Annotated in this window: 14 protein-coding genes; 8 read left to right on the forward strand and 6 right to left on the reverse strand. The window is 59.9% G+C overall.

Going from position 1 to position 19,619, the window contains the following annotated elements:
• Positions 1–31: 31 nt before the first annotated feature.
• From PH547_RS14330 to PH547_RS14345, 4 genes are all read right to left on the reverse strand, one after another.
• Positions 32–781 carry a FadR/GntR family transcriptional regulator gene (locus PH547_RS14330; protein WP_285168648.1) on the reverse strand — a complete coding sequence of 250 codons (750 nt, stop codon included), beginning with the start codon at positions 779–781 and terminating at the stop codon, positions 32–34.
• A 125-nt stretch (positions 782–906) separates the two neighbouring features.
• Entirely contained in the window at positions 907–2,352 is a 1,446-nt protein-coding gene (locus tag PH547_RS14335) for a M81 family metallopeptidase (RefSeq protein ID WP_285168649.1), read from the reverse strand.
• 8 nt (positions 2,353–2,360) lie between these two features.
• The gene (locus PH547_RS14340; RefSeq protein ID WP_285168650.1) at positions 2,361–3,494 is read right to left on the reverse strand and encodes an ROK family transcriptional regulator; all 1,134 of its coding nucleotides are present in this window, start codon (positions 3,492–3,494) and stop codon (positions 2,361–2,363) included.
• Between the two features lie 163 nt (positions 3,495–3,657).
• Entirely contained in the window at positions 3,658–4,557 is a 900-nt protein-coding gene (locus PH547_RS14345) for a LysR family transcriptional regulator (RefSeq protein ID WP_285168651.1), read from the reverse strand.
• 111 nt (positions 4,558–4,668) lie between these two features.
• Here PH547_RS14345 and PH547_RS14350 point away from each other — a divergent pair, with 111 nt between their 5' ends.
• The 3 genes from PH547_RS14350 (at position 4,669) to PH547_RS14360 (ending at position 8,407) form a co-directional block, all read left to right on the forward strand.
• Entirely contained in the window at positions 4,669–6,090 is a 1,422-nt protein-coding gene (locus PH547_RS14350; RefSeq protein ID WP_285168652.1) for an aldehyde dehydrogenase family protein, read from the forward strand.
• Between the two features lie 100 nt (positions 6,091–6,190).
• A complete protein-coding gene (locus PH547_RS14355; protein ID WP_285168653.1) occupies positions 6,191–6,667 on the forward strand; it encodes a nucleoside deaminase in 477 nt (158 codons plus the stop codon).
• A gap of 243 nt (positions 6,668–6,910) precedes the next feature.
• Positions 6,911–8,407, forward strand: a complete 1,497-nt coding sequence (locus PH547_RS14360) for an MDR family MFS transporter (protein WP_283054010.1) — start codon at positions 6,911–6,913, stop codon at positions 8,405–8,407.
• A 134-nt stretch (positions 8,408–8,541) separates the two neighbouring features.
• Here the strand turns inward: PH547_RS14360 and PH547_RS14365 are convergent, their stop codons facing one another.
• Positions 8,542–9,339, reverse strand: a complete 798-nt coding sequence (locus tag PH547_RS14365) for a FadR/GntR family transcriptional regulator (RefSeq protein WP_260305067.1) — start codon at positions 9,337–9,339, stop codon at positions 8,542–8,544.
• 400 nt (positions 9,340–9,739) lie between these two features.
• On the opposite strand from PH547_RS14365, the gene PH547_RS14370 reads away from it, so the two are divergent.
• The 3 genes from PH547_RS14370 (at position 9,740) to PH547_RS14380 (ending at position 14,639) form a co-directional block, all read left to right on the forward strand.
• Positions 9,740–11,203 (forward strand): MFS transporter, encoded by a 1,464-nt coding sequence (locus PH547_RS14370; protein ID WP_285168654.1) that lies wholly within the window; start codon positions 9,740–9,742, stop codon positions 11,201–11,203.
• A 450-nt stretch (positions 11,204–11,653) separates the two neighbouring features.
• Positions 11,654–12,700, forward strand: a complete 1,047-nt coding sequence (locus tag PH547_RS14375) for an NAD(P)-dependent alcohol dehydrogenase (protein ID WP_285168655.1) — start codon at positions 11,654–11,656, stop codon at positions 12,698–12,700.
• Positions 12,701–12,896: 196 nt separating this feature from the next.
• Entirely contained in the window at positions 12,897–14,639 is a 1,743-nt protein-coding gene (locus PH547_RS14380; RefSeq protein ID WP_285168656.1) for a cation:proton antiporter domain-containing protein, read from the forward strand.
• A 12-nt stretch (positions 14,640–14,651) separates the two neighbouring features.
• Here the strand turns inward: PH547_RS14380 and PH547_RS14385 are convergent, their stop codons facing one another.
• The gene (locus PH547_RS14385) at positions 14,652–15,560 is read right to left on the reverse strand and encodes an acetamidase/formamidase family protein (protein ID WP_285168657.1); all 909 of its coding nucleotides are present in this window, start codon (positions 15,558–15,560) and stop codon (positions 14,652–14,654) included.
• 318 nt (positions 15,561–15,878) lie between these two features.
• On the opposite strand from PH547_RS14385, the gene PH547_RS14390 reads away from it, so the two are divergent.
• Entirely contained in the window at positions 15,879–17,612 is a 1,734-nt protein-coding gene (locus PH547_RS14390; protein WP_260305231.1) for an adenylate/guanylate cyclase domain-containing protein, read from the forward strand.
• Between the two features lie 222 nt (positions 17,613–17,834).
• On the forward strand, positions 17,835–19,598 hold the full coding sequence (locus PH547_RS14395; RefSeq protein ID WP_285168658.1) for an adenylate/guanylate cyclase domain-containing protein: 1,764 nt from the start codon (positions 17,835–17,837) through the stop codon (positions 19,596–19,598).
• The last annotated feature ends 21 nt before the right edge of the window (positions 19,599–19,619 follow it).

Consider the following 19,619-nt stretch of genomic DNA (forward strand, 5'->3'; position numbering starts at 1 on the left):
AATCCTTTCAGATGATTCATGCTTCGCGCGGTCATTTCAAATCCTCGGCAAACTCGTCGGCCGACTCCTTCTGCGGATGCTGCGCGTCGAGCGAGGTGACGCGGATCAGGCTTTCCTGCAGCATCAGCAGATGCTCGCGCATGGCTTCGGCAGCTTTCATCGGATCGCGAGCAGCGATCGCATCGATGATTGCCATATGCTGTGCGTAGGTTACCGGGCGCGTCCTGTTGGTGCTGCGGGCCAATTCGCGAATGGTTTGCCAAGCCTCGTCCTGACGAACGTGGTTGATGACATCGAAGATCGTCAGAAAGAACTGATTGCCGGCGCTTTGTGCGATCAGGCGATGCAGCGCGCCGTCCCAAAGTTCACGGCTATCGGCATCGCCGCTGGCGAAGATCTTTTTCGTCAGCTCGTACATGCGCTCGATATCGTCGGGTTTGGCGCGCATCGCGGCGAGCTGGGCGAGCTGCGGCTCGATGCGCAGGCGCACTTCCATGACTTCCATGAGATTGGTGCCGGCGACGAGCGAGCCGACATGCTGACTCCAATCATCCGGGCGCTGGCCGGCATAGGTCCCCGACCCCTGGCGCCGCCAGATGCGGCCTTCGGTCTCCAGCACTTCCAGCGCCCGCCGGATGGCGCGGCGGCTGACGCCGAACATATCCGAAAGAGCCCGCTCTGTCGGCAGCTTGCCTTCCGGTTCCAGTTTGTCCGATTCCAACAGGCCCCGGAGCTTTTCCAGGGCATAGGTGGAATTTTCGGGAAGATTGCCCGCTGTCATGATGTTTTATGTATCGGACCAATTTTCAATTGGTTCAATACAAGGTTAACTCATGCGCGGCGTCAAGCTCTTTCGCAATATATTACGATGCATAATAATTTTGCGGCACGCGGCCTTCCCAGCAATCAGCGGCGGCTCGCCGAACGAGCTGAAATCGCCACCTCGGGCGTGAAAGTAAAATCCTTGTCGAAGGGGTAGGTGGGCCTCTGCTTGCGCAGCCGCGGCAGCCGCTCGACGAACTGATCGACCACCCCGGGCGAGAGCGCCATCAGGTTCGGATTGGCGATTGGAGCCAGTTCCGGCGAGAGATAGCCGGACTTCACGACGACGATCTTGGCTCGGTGCGGATCGAGCCCGAGACGCGTGAAGTCGGCAGTGTTGTGATAGGGGCGGCGTTTGACCGACAGCACCAGATCGATGCCACCCACCGAGACGACCGCCTGGCGGTCTGTGGCATCGTCGGTATTCAGCAGAAACTTGACCGTGAACGGGGCGGTCACCGGTTTGCTGCCCTCGGTGTCCAGCGATGCGCCGACAGTGAGATCGAGTCTAGCGCCGACGCCGGCGGCGTAGCAGGCTTCGGTTGCCGCTCTGTCGGCAATCCCCGCGAAAACGACGTCGGTCGCGCCCTTGGCGAGAAGTTCCGCCAGGACATCGGCGCGGTCGCCGACACCGCCGCCGGTGGGGTTGTCGCCGGATTCGGCAAGCACCACAGGCGCGGTCGGGCTGGCGATCGCCCTGGCGACACATTCCTCGATCGAGCCGGTCTCGCAACCGAAGACGAAATCCTTGCGGACATCCCAATAGGCCTGCGCCAGCCGTTTGGCTTCGCGTTCGAGAACGGAGCGGTCCGTGCCGGTCATGATGGCGGCCGCAGTGGCGCGGGGCTCGTCGGCCCAGACATAGCCGACCATCAGGGAGGCATCCCAGACACCATCGATGGCATCGATGCCGGGCAGCAAGTCATAGAGGCTCTTTGCAGGCTCATCGACCGTACTGGTGCGCTCTCCGGGCAGCACGACCGGGATCGGCGCCCAAAGCAGGACGGGCTTCACACCGGTCTTCAGGCTTTTAACGAGCATCGTCACCGCACGACGCATGGTTTCCTCGACATCGATATGCGGCGCGGTGCGATAGGTGGAGTACATGTCCAGTGCATCGATAATGCGCTGGGTGACATTGCCATGCAGATCGTAGCTCGCCGAAAGCATGCAGTCGTTGCCGACGAGCTCGCGGGCAGCGCTGATCCAATCGCCCTCCGCATCCTCCATGCCCTCGACATACATTGCCCCATGCATGGCAAGGTAGAGACCGTCGAGCGGCAAGAGCGGCTTCAGCCGCTCCAGGAATTCCGCCTTGAAGGCTTCATAGGCGTGGCGCGCAACAGGCCCGCCGGCGATGGCCCTGGCGTGGATCGTCGGCAGGAACTCGGCGTCATAGTCTTTGAGAAATGCGAAATAAGGTGCGGCCGTCAGTTCCTCGCCGCGCACGACGCGGAAATCCTTTTCTTCGTTCAGAACCGGATTGTACGTGCTGCATTCGATATGAATGCCACCAACGGCAATACGCATGGAAAACCTCAATTCGGGTTGGGGCTAATCAGGAAATTGTGGGCGGCGATGCTGGCTGCACCTCGCGCCCAGATGTCGCCGTTGACGCGTTGGGTGCGGATCGGCGTCTGCCCGGCATAGCGCGGCAACACATTGGCTTCGATCGCTTGCTGCACGAGGGTGCCGAACAATCCGTCGAAATTGCCTTCGACATGGGTGATCAAGATCATGCCGGGATCGTTGAACTGGATGAGATGAGCGATCGCCAGGCCAAGGGCGCCGCCGGCCCGGTGTAGGATGCGGATGGCGACGGCATTGCCAGCCGATGCCTCCTCCTCCAGCTCGGTGAGCGATGTACAGGAAAGGCCTTCCGCCTTCGACATTTCCTTGATCGCGTTTATCGAGGCCACGGTGTCGAGGCAGCCGCGCTTGCCGCAGCGGCAGGGCGAGCCGTTGGGCTCGATGGTGCAATGGGCGATCTCACCGGCGCCGCCGTGATTGCCACGATAGAGCTTGCCTCGGATGAAATGGGCACATCCGACGCCGTCTCCCAACGAGACGACGCTAAAATTCCGGATGTCGCGGGCAGTGCCGAAAAGCTTTTCGCTGACGGCTATCGCCTTGGCGTCGTTTTCAATGAAGGTCTCGATGCCGGTCTTCTGTCGGATGATCTTAGCAAGCGGCACGTCCTGCCAGCCAAGCAGGGTAGATTGCACGCAATTGGCTTGCTTCTCGTCAACAAACCCGGAGAGCGCCACGCCAAGCCCCGATAGTTTGGCTGCCACATCAGGCCGCCCGGCGAGCAGTTTCGGAAGCGCATCGGCGATCAGCCTCGCTATGACCTCCGGATCGCGCGACAAGGGCATATTCTCGCGGGCAATAATCTTACCGTTGAGATCGCTGAGGACCATCGGCGCCGGATCCTCAAGCAGTGAAATGCCGACGAAGAACGCGCCTTGAGGATGCAGATCAAGCAATATCGACGGCCGGCCCTGGCCATAGACCGTTTCGGTTTCATGCAGGACGCCAAGCGTGATCAGATCGCGGGCAATCCCGCTCATCGCTGCCTTGCTGAGCCCCATCGATGCGGCAAGAACCGTCCGGCTGAGCGGGCCGGATTCGCTGATGACACGCAGGAGCTGTCGCTGCGAAGAGGTGAGCAATTCGATGTTCCGCCTGGGTATTTGCCGATTATTTTGGCTTGAAAATAAGTTTAGCAATTGAACAAATTAATCGCAATAAATCACAAAAATGGCTTAAGTCCATTGCTCGGACTTGCAGGGAACAGCTTGAGCGCGTTGCTGGCAAGCGCGCCACTTTCGGCAGTCAGCGATGCCGGCCGACCTCGTGGATCAAATCGACGAGCGCCCGCAGCCCGGCCGGCAGGAGCCGGCGGCTGGGATAATAGAGGCAGAGGCCGGGCAGAGCAGGCGCCCAGTCCTCCAGGACGCGCACCAATCGTCCCGCAGCGATATCGGCAGCGGTGGACCATTCCGAAAGATATGCCAGGCCTGCACCCTCGCGGGCCGCTTCCAGGATCAATGTCGGCTCGTCGAGAGTGAGGGAACCGGGAACATCGAGGGTCAGCACTTCGCCTTGTTTTTCGAATTCCCAGCGATAGAGCGCGCCGCTCGGCAACCGGGCACGGACGCAGCGATGCTGCATCAGATCCTGTGGCTTGCCGGGCTGTGGGTGCGTTTCGAAATAGGCGGGAGATCCGACCACGGCATAGCGCAATGGCGGGCCGAAGGGCACGGCGATCATGTCTTTCGGAACGGTATCCATCGTACGGATGCCGGCATCGAAGCCAACGACGACGATATCGATCATTCGGCCCTCGGTCACCAGATCGAGACGCATGTCCGGATAGCGTTTGAGATATTCAAGAACGATCGGCGTCAGGATCTGGCGTGCTGCACCGACCGAGCTGTTGATGCGCAGGATACCGGCCGGCGTGTCACGGTGGCTGTTTGCCGCTTCCATGGCGCCGTGGATGTCCGAAAGCGCCGGTGCGACCGTGGCGACAAACTGCTCGCCGGCGGCTGAAAGCGACACGCTGCGCGTCGTCCGGTTGAACAGGCGCACACCAAGCCGGGTTTCCAATCCGGCGACGGCATGGCTCAGCGCCGTCGGCGACATGCCGAGCTCCACCGCTGCGGCTCGGAAACTGCCGCGCCGGGCGACCGCGATGATGGCTTCGAGTTCGATCAATCCGGACTTATGCATTATCCCGATTTCCGCACCACTTCATGACGCTTTGTCCCGCTTATTGATGCAAACCTATCGGCTTATATCGGAAATAGCCACAAAAACCGCATCGCGGAGAAGGAGATCATCATGAGGATCATCGACAAGATTTACATCGACGGCAGTTTCGTTGCGCCGCACGGGGAGGAGCTTTTCGATCTCTTCAATCCGGCAAAGGGCGAAGTCATCGGCAAGGTCCGGCTCGGCGACGTCGAGGATGCGCGCCGCGCCATCGCTGCCGCCAAGCGGGCCTTTCCGTCGTTTTCACAGACAAGCAAGGAAGAGCGCATCGCCTTGCTGACCCGGCTGCACGATTCCGTTCTCGCAAAGGCTGAAGCTCTGACGGAGGCGACGATCGAGGAATATGGCGCCCCGGTTTCCCGCGCTGCCTGGGCAACGCGTTATGCGGCAGATTGTTTTCTCAATGCCGCGAAAACGCTCGAGCATTATGAATTCACGCGGCGGATCGGATCGGCAGAGGTAGTCATGGAGCCGCTCGGCGTTGTCGGCCTCATCACGCCCTGGAACAACGATTACGGCTTCATCTGCAACAAGCTCGCGACCGCGATTGCCGCCGGCTGCACCGCCGTCATCAAGCCGAGTGAAATGAGCGCCTTGCAGACGCAAATCCTGACGGAGTGCCTGCACGATGCCGGCTTGCCGGCCGGCGTGTTCAACATCGTCAACGGCCGCGGCGATGTGGTCGGCGCCGAATTGAGCAGCCATCCCGACATCGCCAAGATTTCCTTCACCGGCTCAACCGCCGTCGGCAAGGCGATCCTGCGTGTAGGGGCTGAAACCATGAAGCGGGTGACGCTGGAGCTTGGCGGCAAGTCGCCGACGGTGGTTCTCGATGACGCTGATTTTGCCGAGGCCATCCCGCATGTCATCGCCGCCGGTTTTGCCAATAGCGGCCAGGCCTGTATTGCCGGCACGCGTGTGCTTGTGCCGGAATCGCGTGCGGCGGAATTCAATGCAATGCTCAAGGCTGCGGTCGAGAACATCAAGGTCGGCGATCCCCGTGATCCCGCAACCGCAATCGGCCCGATGGTGAGCCAAAAGCAATATGAGCGCGTGCAGCACTACATCCAGTTGGGAATTCGGGACGGCGCAGCGGTCCTCGTCGGCGGCGAGGGGCGGCCGGACGGTCTGGAAAGTGGCTATTTCGTCAAGCCGACCGTTTTCACCGACGTCACCAACGACATGACGATCGCCCGCGAGGAAATCTTCGGGCCGGTCCTCTGCGTTCTCACCTACAGGAGGGAAGAGGAAGCGATCTCCATCGCCAACGATACCGTCTACGGGCTGCAGGCCTATGTGATTTCGTCCGACCCCGAGCACGCCCGCGCGGCCGCCTCGCGCATCGTGGCAGGGCGAGTGATGATCAATGGATTTCACAATGAGCCCATGGCGCCCTTCGGCGGCTTCAAGCAATCCGGCATCGGTCGCGAATACGGCGTCTTTGGCTTGGAGGCCTATCTCGAACCGAAGAGCGTGATCGCCGCCACCTAAGGGCAGCGCGTTTCCTGCTATGCCACGAAATAGCGACTTGTCAGCCAGGTTAGCAACGCGCAAGCTGCTGATATCCTGTTTCATCGCAAGGCCCGGACCTATGACCGCACCTCTCGACGACGAAGTCTTTTTGCGCCGATCCTTCGAGGTCGCGTCGCGGGCGCGAACTAACGGCAATCATCCTTTCGGCGCCATTCTCGTCGGCCCAGACGGAACGGTGCTGATGGAGCAGGAAAACGCTTTCAATCCGACGCAGGATATGACCGGCCATGCCGAGCGCGTACTGATGACACGGGCTTCGCAGCAATATTCGCCGGGTTTCCTCGTGCAATGCACGATGTATACCTCCGCGGAACCCTGTGCCATGTGCGCCGGCGCCGCCTATTGGGCTGGCGTCGGCCGTGTCGTCTATGGTCTCAGTGAAAGCCGGTTGAAGGCGATTATCGGCAATCATCCCGAAAATCCGACACTTGATCTGCCCTGTCGCGTGGTCTTCGAAGCGGGCCAGCGTAAAGTCGAGGTTGTCGGGCCGATGCTTTGCGAAGAGGCGACGGCATTGCATGATGGCGTATGGTGACACGCGAATTGCGGCGTCACGGCCGCCAAGATGAGCCAATCGGCGAACAAGGCATGCCCTTTGTCAAACGATTGACACATGCTGGTATAAGTATGCAAAGCTTACTATAATGTTTCAGCAGGCCGACGCCCCTGCAGTTGTTTAATCCTTCGACGTCGATTCCAAAATTTATCGTTCGCCCATGGCCGTCTTTGACGGTTCGCGTGCGTTTGCTGCCGGGCGGAACAGTCAGAAAGGAATGTCATGTCCAGTACGGCCGATCGTTCAAGACGTCCGCTGGTCATTGTCTCGATCATGCTCGCGACTTTCATGGTCGCGGTCGAGGCGACGATCGTTGCCACCGCCATGCCCCGCATCGTCGGTCAGCTCGGTGGCTTTACCTATTATAGCTGGGTTTTCTCCGCCTTCCTCCTGGCACAGTCCACGACGACGGTGATCTATGGCAAGCTGTCGGATATTTTTGGCCGCAAGCCGATCCTGATCGGCGGTATCCTCATTTTCCTCGTCGGTTCGGCGCTCGCCGGCTTGGCCTGGTCGATGGCTTCGCTGATTGCCTTCCGACTGCTGCAGGGCCTTGGTGCCGGTGCCATCCAGCCGGTGACGATGACCGTGGTCGGCGATCTCTATAAGCTGGAGGAGCGCGCCAAGGTGCAGGGCGTGCTCGCCAGTGTCTGGGCGGTGTCGGCCGTCATCGGCCCGCTTGCCGGCGGCATCATCGTCGATAATTTCTCGTGGGCCTGGATTTTCTGGATCAACCTGCCGGTCGGTGTGCTGACCATCATCGGCTTCACCCTTTTCCTGCATGAGCAGATCACGCCGCGCGAGGCGAAGATCGACTATCTCGGCACGATCCTGTTTTCGATATCGATCATCTCATTGCTGGTGATCCTCACCGAGACCGACTCCGGATTCGGCATTCTAGGCACGCTCGCGCTCGTCTTCGTCGTCACCGGCGTGCTGTTCCTCCTGCAAGAGCGGCGCGCGCCGGAGCCGATCATCTCGATCGAGCTCTGGGGCCGGCGGCTAGTGGCGACCAGCAATGCGGCGACGCTTCTGGCCGGCATGGCGCTGATCGGGCTGACGACTATTCTGCCGATCTACGTACAGGGTGTGCTCGGCCGTTCGCCGCTGGTGGCAGGCTTCACGCTGACGATGCTGATTGTCGGCTGGCCGCTGGCGGTGATGCTATCGAGCCGCTTCTTCCGCGCGTTCGGCATTCGCAGGACGCTGCGCGTCGGCAGCTTTATGTTCCCCTTCGGCGCGGCCTTCCTCCTGTTCCTGACGCCGGAGAGCAGCCCGGTTCTGGCCGGTATCGGCTCCTTCCTGATGGGTTTCGGCATGGGTCTCATCAGCCTCACCAGTATCGTGCTCGTGCAGGAGAGTGTGGAATGGTCGATGCGCGGTAGCGCCACGGCGTCGATCATCTTTTCACGCAGCCTCGGCAATACGCTCGGCGCGACCGCCTTGGGCGCCGTGCTCAATATCGGCATCGTCCACTTCGGCAGCGGCGATCTGGCCGCCAAGCTGCATGGCGTCCTGAACCAGCCGACCGGCCTTTCTGATCTCGCCAGTGATCCGGCAATCCGCGGCGTCTTCGATGCGGCCCTGCATTGGAGCTTCTGGGGCGTTGTCGTCGTCGCGATCCTGACCTTTGCGACCACCTGGCTCATCCCGGTGGCGCATGATGCCGGCCGCCGGCAAGTACCGAAGACGGATGCGCAGGAAGCAATGACGCACTGAGCTCATCATATTTGAAATATTGCGCAAAGCCCGGCGGAATGCGATGCACTCCGTCGGGTTTATATCGTTATTACAATCTCTTGCGTGATGATCTTCCGGCGCTGTGGAAACAATCAACGGCCGTCTTTGCCGCCTCAGAAATCGTAGCGATCGATGCGCCAGGCGTCGAGCAGGCGATGTGAGGCCTTGAGCGCCGCATCGGGATCGCGGGCAATGATCGCGTCCAGGACGTCTTTGTGATAGGGCAGGGAACGTTTCTGGCCTTCCGCCACTTCGTCATGGCTCGAAAGCGCTCGGTTGGCGTAGATCGCAACGGCGATCAAATCGATGAGCTGCGCGTAGATCATGTTGCGGGTCGCGGCAAAGATCGCGGTGTGGAAGCGCAGGTCGGCATCGGCATTGGTGTTGACGTCGCCAATGGTGGAAACCATGTCGTCATAGGCAGAGGCGATGGCGGCGAGATCGTCGGCGGTGCCGCGCGCAGCGGCTCGCGCGGTGGCTTCCGGCTCCAGCACCCGCCGGAGATCCTTGATCGAGCGCATGATCTCCACCGAAGGGCCGGTCTCGTAGTACCAGACCATGACGTCGGTATCGAGATGATGCCAGTTGGAGCGATCCTTGACGCGCGTGCCGACACGGGTCTTGATCTCCACCAGCCCCTTGCCGGCAAGGCATTTCATCGCTTCGCGGATCACGGTGCGGCTGATGCCGAACTGCTCCACGAGTTCCGGTTCGTTCGGAAGCGTCGAGCCGACGGGATAGTCGCCGCCGACGATGCGGCGGCCGAGTTCATGCACGAAATAGCCGAAGACGCCCCGCCGCGGGATCGTGCCGTACTTGCGCACATAGGCATCGAATGGCGACTGCGACACGATCAGTTTCGTTTCCGGGCTCACCCGAGAGGCAGTCGTTGCGCCAATGCCGTATTTCATTATCCGGGACTCTCATTCCTGTTGAAGAGCCGATACGAGAAAATCTTCAGCTTATGACGGCCCCTTTTGGGGCTTCGTGCTGATATTTTCGGTTTGCTCGCAGCGGTTCCATAGTTGCTCGATGCCGATTCGGCCGTTCTCATTGCGCCATATCTCGACGGGGTGACTCTACCATGTCTTGCGTGCGCATGCCTACTAGCGCCGGATCGACGGCTCCTGGGCGCGGCGTTCAATGTAGCGCGGTCGAATTGAAGAGGCGCGGATCATGATCAAATTCTGATCAGGCCGTTGAATGAAACGTGATCATTCTGTCGAATGGTAGGACGATTTCAGGCTATCGAAAACGATTCCGAACCGCTTAAATGACGAGGTTGAAAAGCGGATTCGGAGCATTTTGTGAATGACTGATATGTCCACGCGCCAACGGGGGGAGGTGGCGCAAGCTTCCAGCTCACGGCCGCTTAAGATTGCGCTGCTCGTGGCTGGCGCGTTTTTCATGGAAAACCTGGATGGCACCGTCATTGCCACCGCCTTGCCGCAGATGGCCGCTTCCTTCGATGCCCGTCCTGTCGATCTCAATATCGGCATGAGCGCCTATCTGCTGACACTCGGCGTCTTCATTCCGATCAGTGGCTGGATCAGCGATCGGTTCGGCGCTCGCCTGGTTTTCACCACCGCGGTCGTCATCTTCACCTTGGCTTCCGTTTTCTGCGGCTTTGCCAATGGTGTCGGCTCTTTTGTCGCCATGCGCATCCTGCAAGGCATTGGCGGCGCAATGATGGTGCCGGTCGGCCGCCTCTTGGTTCTCAACAATACGCCGAAGGATCAGTTGATCTCGGCAATCGCGACGATCACCTGGCCGGCGCTCGTGGCACCCATTCTCGGGCCGCCGCTCGGCGGTTTCATCACCGATCATGCGAGCTGGCGCTGGATCTTCTTCCTCAATCTGCCGCTCGGTATCTTGGCGTTCATCTTTGCCCTCATGCTGATCCCGGAGACCAAGAATTCCGCGCGACCACCCTTCGATTGGACAGGCTTTGTCGTCAGCGGTTTCGGCCTGGCGAGCCTGATGTACGGGCTTGAGCTGATCGGCCGTCCCGATCTGGTGTGGCTGGAAGCATGGGGTTATGTCGGCGTTGGTTTCGCGTTGCTCGCAGGCGCCACCTTCCATTTTCTGCGAACCAATCATCCCCTGATCGATCTTGCCGGACTGAAATCGCCGACATTCGCCATCACCATCTCCGGCGGCTCGCTGTTTCGTATCGCCATCGGCGCCGTGCCTTTCCTGCTGCCGCTCATGTTCCAAGTCGGTTTCGGGCTCAGCGCCTTTCACGCCGGCATGCTGACCTTGGCGGTCTTTGCCGGCAATCTGGCGATGAAGCCGGGCACGACGCCGATCCTTCGGCGCTTTGGCTTTAAGCCGGTGCTGGTGGTCAACGGCATCCTCAATGCGATCTTCATCGCTGCCTGCGCGCTGTTTTCGGCCGATACGCCGCTCTGGTTCATCATCCCTGTGCTGTTCATCGGCGGCATGTGCCGGTCGATGCATTTCACGGCGCTGAACACCATTGCCTTTGCCGATATCCCGCCGCAGCAGATGACGGGCGCGAACACGCTGTTCAGCACGGCCTTTCAGGTGACCACGGGTATGGGGATCGCCGTCGGTGCCATCGGCATCCGTATTGGCCAGGCGGTCAGCACGCCGCTCGGGGTAGGCGGGATCGCAGCAATCGAATTTCGCCTGGCTTTCATCATGCTCGGCATCATTGCGCTGCTTGCAGTTCTGGACTGCCTGCCGCTCGATGCCAAGGCCGGCGACAATGTCTCGCGCAAGCCGAAGCCGAACGCGAAAAAGGCGGCCTGAACGGTCGCCTTCGGCAGGAGTATGCAGGGTGGGTCGCAGCCGCCCGGCGGCTCAAAAATGATAGTTGATAAGGTTATAGCGCAAGAGAAGAGTGGGCACGGCGATCAAAAGGAGAAGAAGCACTGCTATGCTTGCGGCACGCAACATTTTTAAGCGGCGCGTGCGCTGACCGGTCCAGTCATATACCATTTTACATGTCTCCCCGTTCCGTGCGCGCTAAAAGGCAACAAAATCAACCTCTAGTCAATACGAATAATAGAATGACCTTTAACAAGTGCCGCCTAATGCATTGGATTGGCGAGGGGTTCGCTCCGTATGGAGCGGTATCTATCTGCCTCTTGCTTCGCAGAAAGGTCGTTTTGTGACCATGGTCATGGCTATATAACGGTTGAGGATGTCCTTGCGGCTGTGCGGGGATGGGAGATTGTTTCCGAACAGAGGAATGACGTGATGAGCAAGATGCGTGCCCTGGTACTGGAGCGCCAGCATGAGCTGGCGTTACGCGATATCGACCTGCCGCAAGAGGTCGGGCAGGGTGAGGTGAAGATCAAGATTCATACGGTCGGCGTCTGTGGATCGGATGTGCATTATTATACGCACGGGCGCATCGGTCCGTTCGTCGTGAATGCGCCGATGGTACTCGGCCATGAGGCGGCCGGCACGGTCGTCGAAGTCGGCGCCGGCGTCGCGCATCTGAAGGTCGGTGACCGCGTCTGCATGGAACCCGGTATTCCCGATCCCAATTCCAAAGCCAGCCGGCTCGGTATGTATAACGTCGATCCGGCTGTCACCTTCTGGGCGACGCCGCCGATCCATGGCGTGCTGACGCCCTTCGTCGTGCATCCGGCCAATTATACCTTCAAGCTGCCGGACAATGTCAGCTTCGCCGAAGGCGCGATGGTCGAGCCTTTCGCAGTGGGCATGCAGGCGGCCACGAAGGCGAAGATCACGCCCGGCGATACCGCCGTCGTGCTCGGCGCCGGCCCGATCGGCACCATGGTTGCGATCGCCGCACTTGCCGGCGGTTGCGCTCGCGCCATCGTTGCCGACCTTGCCCAGCCGAAGCTCGATATCGCCACCCAATATCAGGGCGTCATCCCGGTCAATATCCGCGAGAAGAACCTGGTCGAAGAGGTCAGGCGCCTGACGGACGGCTGGGGCGCCGATGTCGTGTTCGAGTGCTCCGGCTCGCCGAAGGCCTGGGAAACGGTGATGGAACTGCCGCGTCCGGGCGGGGTTATCGTCGCGGTCGGTCTGCCGGTTGCCCCGGTCGGTCTCGATATCTCCACGGCATCGACGAAGGAAATCCGCCTCGAGACCGTCTTCCGTTACGCGCATCAATATGAGCGCTCCATCGCGCTGATCGCGTCCGGCCGTGTCGATCTAAAGCCGCTGATCTCCGAAACCTTCAAATTCGAACAGTCGATCGAAGCCTTCGACCGAGCCGTGGAAGCACGGCCGAGCGACGTCAAGCTGCAGATCGTCCTGGATCAGTAAGCACCTGCTGTTGGCCGCCGCGTCATATAAATGGCGCGGCGGGTTTGTCTTTTGCGCAGCATGATCCTGTCTGAAAACACCATCTGCCCTTTCGCGATCATGCCCGAACCGGTAGACGTTCCCGCAAAAGCGGTGCTAGCGTAGTATCGAACAGAGGGAACGAGGCGGTAAACGCCGCAAAACGGGAAGGGCCGCCGTGCCGCACGACGTCGCATTGATAGCACTGATTGCCGCCGGTTTCGTGTTTGCGGCCATTTTCGGCTATCTCGCCGACCGGCTGCATCTGCCACCGCTGGTCGGCTATCTCGTGGCCGGTGTGATGATCGGCTCGTCGACGCCGGGTTTTGTTGCTGATACCGCTCTGGCGTCGCAGCTCGCCGAAATCGGCGTCATCCTCTTGATGTTCGGCGTCGGCCTGCACTTTTCGGCGGCTGATCTGCTCGCGGTGCGCGGGGTTGCGATTCCCGGCGCCATCGGCCAGATCGCCATCGCGACCCTCTTGGGAATTGGCCTGACCTCGCTGTGGGGGTGGGACCTCGGAGCCGGCCTGGTCTTCGGTTTGAGCCTTGCCGTTGCCAGTACCGTTGTGCTGCTGAAGGCGTTGGAAGAGCGCAATCTGGTCAGCTCCGCCAATGGCCGCGTCGCCGTCGGCTGGCTGATCGTCGAGGATTTGGCGATGGTGCTGGCGCTCGTCCTGTTGCCGGCCTTTGCCGGCGTTCTTGGCGGCCACGCCGGTGTGGGCACGCACGCAAGCAGCGGCCCGATCTGGCTGACCATAGGCATTACCCTCGTCAAGGTGGCGGCTTTTGCCGCCGTCGCGATCTTCATCGGCCCAAAGATCGTTCCCTGGCTGCTGACCTCCGTCGCGCGGACCGGTTCACGCGAGCTCTTCACGCTTTCCGTTCTTGCCATCGCGCTCGGCATCGCCTTCGGGGCGGCGGAGATATTCGGCGTTTCCTTCGCGCTCGGCGCCTTCTTCGCCGGTCTGATCATGAGCGAGTCCCATCTCAGCCATCGAGCGGCGGCCGATTCACTGCCGTTGCAGAATGCCTTTTCAGTATTGTTCTTCGTTTCCGTCGGCATGCTCTTCGATCCGTCGGTGGTGGTGCGCGAACCGCTGATGGTCCTCGGAGTGCTCGCCCTTATCATTGTCGGCAAGTCGCTGATTGCTTTCTGCGTCGTGTTGCTGCTGCGTTATCCCGCCAGCATGGGTTTTGCCGTTTCGGCAGGACTTGCTCAGATCGGCGAGTTTTCCTTCATCCTGGCCGGTCTCGGCGTCTCCTTGGGTCTGCTGCCGCGCGAAGGGCAGGATCTGATCCTTGCCGGTGCCATTCTGTCGATCACGATCAACCCGCTGGTTTTCCTTGCCGTGGAGAAGCTGGAAAAATCGGCCTTTTCCCGGTGGCCGGTGCGCATGGCCGGCTATGGTTCGGCAAAGCACGATCGCCTCTGCCGCGAGCTGGCTATTATCAGCCAAGAGCGCGAGGAGAGGGACCGTCAGCATCACCTGGAGATCGAGCAGTTGCTCGAGACGTTTCCGATGTTCGCCGAGCTCGACGAAAGCGCCCAGGAGGAGCTTCTGCTGCTTTTCCGGCCAAGGTCCGCCTCGCCGGGCGATCGCGTCATCCGCACCGGTGACCGGGGCGACAGCATGTATTTCATTGCGTCCGGCGCGGTCGAGGTGCAGCTCGAAGACAACGAGATTCCGCTCGGCGCCGGTTCCTTCTTCGGCGAAATGGCGGTGTTAACCGGCGCACGCCGCACCGCCGATGTGGTGGCGGTCGATTTCTGCCAATTCCTGGTTCTGGAACGCCGCGACTTCAATCTCTTCATGTCCCGTCATCCGAGCCTACGCGCCGCTGTCAGCAGCATGGCACAGGAGCGGCAGGAGATGAACGTATCCCGCCAAAGGCGGGATCAATCGCTGGACGCGAGTTGACCGCCCGAAAGCTTATCGCCGCGACAGCCAAGCCTTGGAGACGCGGCAGGCCATCGTATAGGCCGGATCGAAAACATTGCCGACATCATAACGCACGACTTGGCCAAGCAAATGACTGGCGGCGGTCTTGTTGAGGCCGTAGTCGGAGGTCAGCCACCTAAGCATTTCGCTGGTTGCATGCTGCAGCGCCTGGTCGAGCGGTCGGGCATTGCCGACGGTGAAAATGTCGTCTGCCGTTTCGCCACGCGGCCAGACGATCTTTTTCTTTTCGACGCTGAGCCGCACCGTCACTTCGAAGGTGGTCTCGATGCCGGTTCCGACGATCTCGCCGTCGCCTTGTACGGCGTGACAATCGCCAAGGAAGAAGAGGGCGCCCGGTGCAGAGACGGGAAACCAGATCGTCGTGCCCGGTCCGAGCAGCCGGTAGTCCATATTGCCACCGAATTCGCCGCTGGTGGCGGTGGATATGGCCTGGCCGAGCGAGGGGGCGACACCGAAGCAGCCAATCATCGGCGATAGCGGCAACACGAAAGACTCAAGACCCGTGACCGGCTCCGCAAGCCAGGCCGCCAATGCCTGACGATCGATCTGCCAGATGACCTTTTCGCCCAGCGGCAGCGTCCGTACGTCTTCCGGGTCGACGACATTGCCCGCAACGACGCTTCGGGTGAAACCTGTGTCGCGTGTCGGCACCATGCTGAGGATTTCGACCTTCAATGAATCGCCCCGTTCCGCGCCTTCGACAAAAATCGGACCATTCATCGGGTTCGGGCCGGGGGCCCGCTGGACGCCTTCCTTGTCGTAGCCGGCGGCATCGAGCGTTTGCGTAACGACAGTGTCTCCGTCGGCGATGCGCAAAGCCGGGGGAAGAGACCCAATGACGTTGTGATAGGCCGTCGGAGTAAAATGATGCGTTGCCATGGGGCTCCAGCCTTCTCTGAATTTTGATCCGGCCAACCTATGCCGGCTTTAGCCTCGACGAAAAGAGCAGAATGGCGCCGCTGGCAAATTGTCGCCATAAACCTGCCGCCATCGACCTCACGGCTCCACAAAATATCGCCGCCCCTTGGCCTAATCGCTTCGTTTGTCGAACCCGGCGCGAAGCTACTCCTCCTGGTTAATCTTCAACGAAAAGCGGCTTTGTGCTACGACAATCCAGGTGCGATTGAATGCGCGTGCGGGGGAATAAACATTTCAAATTCTCTCCTTGTTCAGAACCTGAGAAAAATTTCCGGCTCGATGATCAAGCAGTCGATCCGAAGGCGGATCGTCGCGATCGCTGCCGGCTTGATCGTCCTGATGATGGCGACTTCTGTACTGTCGATGGTGATGGTTGGGCGGCTCGGCCATCTGCTCGATGAGCTGACGGAAAGGTATAATCCTGCCAACGAGCATCTGATGCGGATCCATGTTCTGTCGCTTGAAAGAGCGCTGGCGCTGCGTCGCATGGTGATCGCAAAGATGCAGGATCCACCTGACGAGATCGGATATAAAGCTCGCAAGGAGATGTACGACGCTAAGGGCGCTGAAGTCGACCGCGAGGCGCAGGCTACGCGCAGCCTCATCAATGCGGTCATCTCAGATACGAATACGCCCTCGGATAACGCGGCACTGGCGCGCGTCGATAGCCGGATCGATAGTCTGTTGAGTGATGGCCGCAGTCTGCTGCGCAAGGAGACAGGGGAACTGCTTTCATTCCTCGATGCGCGGGACTTTGCCGGCGTGAGAGATCGCCTTCCGCGCGTCGACGCACTCCGGGACGAACTCGATCAAAGGATCGACACCCTCCGTCAGGAGATGCTGGAAGTGAGCCATGGCGCCATCGCAACGATCAGGAAAGAGCAGTCTCAAGCAGTCCTGATCTCTGCAATCGCCACGCTGCTTGCCGCCGTCCTCGGATTGATCTTCGCCAACCTTGTCAGCGGTGGCATCATTCGCTCGGTTCGGGGGCTGCTGGAGGGAACGCGTGCCGTCGAGGCCGGCCATCTCGATCAACCTATCGCTGTAACGACGCGCGACGAAATCGGAGAGCTGGCGGCTGCGTTCAATCGAATGGTCGTTCAGTTGCGCGACAACCAGCGCGTCAGGGAAACGTTTGGCAAATACATCGATCCCCGCGTCGTGGAAGGTCTCATCGATCGCCCAAACTTGACCGCGGCCGAAGGTCAGCGTCGGTTGATGACGGTCCTGTTCTGCGATCTCAGGGGATTTACGAGCCTGAGCGAAGGCTTGATGCCGCAAGGTCTGGTCAAGGTTATGAACCGCTATTTTTCCCTCATGTCCGAGCCTATCCGGACCAACCGCGGGATCATCGACAAATATATAGGCGACGGCATCATGGCCTATTGGGGCCCTCCGTTCGTGGACGAGACAGATCACGCGCGGCTGGCATGTCTGGCCACTCTGGACATGATTGACCGTATTGAGACGCTACGGCGGGAAATCCCCGACTTGCTCGGCGTTCGCGGCACGCCGATCGAGAAATGCGATTTGCGGATAGGCGTCGCGACGGGTGAAGCATTGGTCGGAAGCATCGGCTCTGACATCATGATGAGTTACACGGTGATGGGTGACGCGGTAAATCTCGCCTCCCGCCTGGAAGGCGCAAATAAGGTTTACGGCACCCGCAATCTGGTCAGCGAGAAAACAATCGCTGCGGCGGCTACCGCACTCGAGTTTCGGGAGATCGATCGGATCGTCGTCGCTGGCCAAACTCGTCCGGAGGTCATTTTTGAGGTGCTTGGACGCAGTGGCGAACTGACGCCGGAACGGATGGCATTACGGGACTCCTATCGGGAAGCGCTCACGGCATACCGAGAACGTCGATGGGATGACGCGCTTGGCGCGCTCAAGGCATCGCTGGAGATAATACCGGATGACGGACCATCGCTCGGCCTGCTTGCTCGCATCGAAAACCTGAAAGCAAAACCACCATCCCACGACTGGGACGGATCTTGGCGCATTGAGAAATAGGAAGGGGAAGGGCGATATTCTTGCGTTCCGGGATCAAAAAACACAGCAGTGCGTGACCTAACCCAAAGGCGGTACGTTGTGGGTGATATCAATACTACGTGATGTTGTGTACCATTTCTGGGGTACTCGGGGTCCAACGCTCTTAACTTCATCCTTATCGGGATTCTCGGAAAAGCACGTATATGCATTGCTGCATATACTCTATCTGAAAAGAGCAGCGACATGAACGCAAGCGAGTTGGGGCACGCGTCGCGAGCCGTTCTATTCATCGATGTCGTGGATTCCGTTCGTCTCATTGAACATGACGAAGAAGGCACCGTCTTGCGTTGGCTCCGCATGATGGACTGTATCGAGAACTCCATTCTGCCCGGATCGGGGGGGCGCGTCGTCAAGCATCTCGGTGATGGAATGCTTCTTGAATTCGAGAATATGCAGGCGGCAGCTTCGGCAGCATTTGAGATCCAAAATGCGAGTGCTCGCGACAACGCCGAACAGCCGCCCGATAGTCAGATACTGCTACGCGCAGGCATCGACGTTGGCGATGTGATCATATCGCACCAAGATCTCTACGGACGTGGCGTGAACCTCGCCGCCAGGCTCATGGGCCTCGCCGGTCCGGGCGAAATCGTTGTCTCTGCGCGCGCGCGGGGACAATTGACGCCTCACCTCGATGCCGACGTTGAGGATCTGGGCGAGTGCTATCTGAAGAACATCGAGGCCCCCGTACGCGCCTTCAGAATTGGACCGCCGGGACCCCATCCCATCGTCCAGTCGCACTGGTCGCTAGGAGAACTGCGCCCAACGCTCGCGGTCATCCCTTTCGCCGTCCGGGGCGAAGCTGCAGAACAGGGGATCCTGGGCGAGGTCTTGGCCGACGAAATCATCCGCGCTCTGTGTCGTATGCAGGAACTCAACGTTATTTCACGGCTCTCAACGACCGCTTTCGCAGGACGCAGACTGAACCTCGACGAGGTGAGACTGCATCTGCACGCAAACTACGCCGTCTCAGGGGTCTGCAGCGTGACCGGCGACAGCGTATGTCTCGACGCGGAATTGGTAGAAACAAAGACGGGGCAAATCGTTTGGGAGAATCGCCTCACGGAGCGGATCATAGGAATTCTCGAAGGCGACCAAGAAATCGTTAGTCACGTAGTTGCCGAAATCTGCAATGCGATCATGGCACGCGAACTGCTGCGTACGCGCTCGCAGCCGCTTCCGACCCTTGAAAGCTATGCGCTGCTCATGGGCGCCATTACCTTAATGCATCGCCTGAGGCTTAGGGACTTCAGCGACGCCCGCACAATGCTGGAGGCGATCTTGGAGCGCGGATCGTATCAGCCACTCGCGCAAGCATGGTTGGCGAAGTGGCATGTCCTTCGCGTGCAGCAGGGCTGGTCCGACGACGTCATGGATGATGCCCACCGAGCGCTCAATCTGACAAAACGCGCTCTTGATTCTGATCCAGAATTTTCGCTCGCCCTCGCGGTTGATGGCTTCGTGCATATGAACCTCCTCAGGCATTTCGATATCGCACGGGAACGTTACAACCTTGCCATTCACACCAACCCGAGTGACGCGCTGGCCCTCTTGCTGAGAGGAATGATGCACGCCTTTTGTGACGAGGGAGAGCAAGCGGTGAGGGATACGGAGCTGGCGCTTATGCTGTCCCCTCTCGATCTGCATCGGTTTTTCTACGATTCGCTGGCCGCGTCAGCAAACCTGACGGCCGGCAACTACGCTCGCGCCTTGGAACTTGCCAATCGATCTCTGCGCGCGAACCGAATGCACACCTCGACTTGGCGGGTTCTCACCGTGGCACAGTGGCAGCTCGGCATGCATGAGGAAGCGCGAGAATCCGCGCGTGAGCTATTGAGGCTGGAGCCCGCATTCACGGTTGGCGGGTACCTGGACCGCACGCCAGGCGCAGCTTTCTCAATCGGTAAGCTGATCGCCGACGTACTGCTAAAAGCTGGAGTGCCGCAATAAGGGATGCATTAACAGGGGGAT

The organism is Rhizobium cerradonense (genome assembly GCF_030182455.1).
In the GTDB taxonomy this organism is placed as follows: Bacteria; Pseudomonadota; Alphaproteobacteria; order Rhizobiales; family Rhizobiaceae; genus Rhizobium.